At 68.5% G+C, this 1,890-nt stretch carries 3 protein-coding genes and 1 pseudogene; 2 read left to right on the forward strand and 2 right to left on the reverse strand.

The window, feature by feature from the left end:
• Positions 1–184: 184 nt before the first annotated feature.
• Both ACWIE7_RS19030 and ACWIE7_RS19035 read left to right on the forward strand, forming a co-directional pair.
• Positions 185–1,015, forward strand: a complete 831-nt coding sequence (locus ACWIE7_RS19030; protein ID WP_454057300.1) for an alpha/beta hydrolase fold domain-containing protein — start codon at positions 185–187, stop codon at positions 1,013–1,015.
• On the forward strand, positions 1,012–1,362 hold the full coding sequence (locus tag ACWIE7_RS19035) for an ectoine synthase (RefSeq protein ID WP_308281902.1): 351 nt from the start codon (positions 1,012–1,014) through the stop codon (positions 1,360–1,362). Before ACWIE7_RS19030 ends, ACWIE7_RS19035 begins: the two co-directional genes overlap by 4 nt.
• A 41-nt stretch (positions 1,363–1,403) precedes the next feature.
• Here ACWIE7_RS19035 and ACWIE7_RS19040 read toward each other — a convergent pair whose 3' ends face one another.
• Positions 1,404–1,538, reverse strand: a complete 135-nt coding sequence (locus tag ACWIE7_RS19040) for a hypothetical protein (protein WP_454070310.1) — start codon at positions 1,536–1,538, stop codon at positions 1,404–1,406.
• Positions 1,535–1,890 (reverse strand): annotated as a pseudogene (locus ACWIE7_RS19045) (TetR/AcrR family transcriptional regulator); the annotation flags it as partial. The gene ACWIE7_RS19040 and the pseudogene ACWIE7_RS19045, both read right to left, overlap by 4 nt.

The raw sequence follows: 1,890 nt of genomic DNA on the forward strand, positions 1-1,890 counted from the left end.
CAACAGCCCTGGCCATCATGACGCTACAGGGGGATTCCGCGAGCGCGCACGGGCACCCGCGATCGGTAGTCGATCGACGGGCGGCCACGTACGGTCGGCGGCCATGGTCTCCCTACGAGCTCGAATGGTGATGGCGTCGCTGCGTGCGCGCCGAAGCAAACGGTTCTACGCGGATCCCTCATCCATGCGACATTCACTGCCCCAGGCGCAGGACCCCCGCAAGACAGTGCCCCGCGCGTCGTCCTGCAAGGGCCTGAACGTGCGCACCGACCAGGTCGCGGGGGTCGGCGTCCACGTGTTCACCCCCGAGCACGCCGCACAGCGCTCCGGCACCCGGATCCTCCACCTTCACGGCGGGGCGTTCGTCTCCGAGCCCGACAACCACCACTGGGATTTCGTCCGCGACGTCGTGCTGAGTACCGGCGCCGAGGTGGTGTTCCCGATCTACCCGCTCGCCCCGTCGGTCGGGCACGAGAAGATCCGCGACTGCGCGATGTCCGTCTACGAGCACTACCTGTCCGATCACCCGGGCCACCGATTCGTGTTCGGCGACTCCGCCGGGGGCGCGCTCACCGTGTACCTCACCGAGACCCTGCGGGAGCGTGGCGACGGGCTGCCCACCGCGCTCGCGCTGCTCTCGCCGTGGCTGGACATGGAGGTCTCCGACCCGCGCTCCGAGGAGATCGACGCCGCGGACCCGGAGCTGGACATCGACGGGCTGCGGCAGGCCGGCGAGTGGTACGCCGACGGCGACGACCCCAACGCCCCGGAAATCAGTCCCGTCTACGCGGACTACACCGACTTTCCTCCGATGATCGTGTTCACGGGGACCCGCGACATCCTCAATCCCGACGCCCGCCGGGTCCGCGACGCCGCGCGGAAATGCGGCGTGCGCGTGGACTTCCACGAGTACCCCGGCATGTTCCACAACTGGACCATGCAGCCCATCCCGGAGGGCCGCCGCGCCCGCCGACAGCTGTACGAGTTTCTCGACCAGATGGAGGTAAAGCAATGATCGTGCGCACCACCGACGAGATCACCGGGACCGATCGTCAGGTCAGCGGTGACACGTGGACGTCCAAGCGGATCATCCTGTCGGACGACAACGTGGGTTTCTCGTTCCACGAGACCACGGTGCAGGCCGGCACCGAGACGCCGCTGCACTACCCCGACTACATCGAGGCCGTCTGGCTGATCGAGGGGCACGGCGAGCTGATCAACCGCGAGGACGGCACGACGCACCCACTGGCCCCGGGCACCATGTACCTGCTCGACGGCCACGAGCGGCACACGATCGTCGCGCACGACCAGCTCCGCATGTACTGCGTGTTCAACCCTGCGACGCCGCCGGGCAGCGACTGACACGAGCGGCCTGTCACGCGTAGCCGGTCACTCGTCGCCGGTCATCCCAGGCCGCCGTACAGCGGCAGTCCGTGGCCCGAGCGCCGCGGCTCCGCTGCGATCCGCCATAACGTGACCACCCAGGCCACCAGCGCGAGTACCGTCGGCACGATCATCTCGACCATCACCGGCGTCACGTCGCCGCGGCCTTCGACATCAGACGCGCGGCCATCTCGCGGCCATCGGTCAGTAGCGACGTGCCGTAGATCCGACGGTGCGCGAAGGCCCCTTCCAGGAGGAGGAAGAGGTGCCTGGCCAGCATCCGGTGATCGTCCTCGGGCGGCGTGTCCTCGCGGACGAGTTCGACGAGCCGGTCGTAGATCGCCTGCTTGTGGTAGCGGATGACCTCGTGGGCGGGATGATCGTCCGGCAGTTCGGCGGCGGCATTGAGGAACGCGTCGCCGCGTCGGCTGTTCCCGGGATCGGCCGCGTAGACGTCGAAGAAGGCCAGAACCCGGGGACTCTCCGCGCGCTCGACCTCCTCCTCGA

It is taken from the genome of Dietzia sp. NPDC055343 (genome assembly GCF_053645265.1).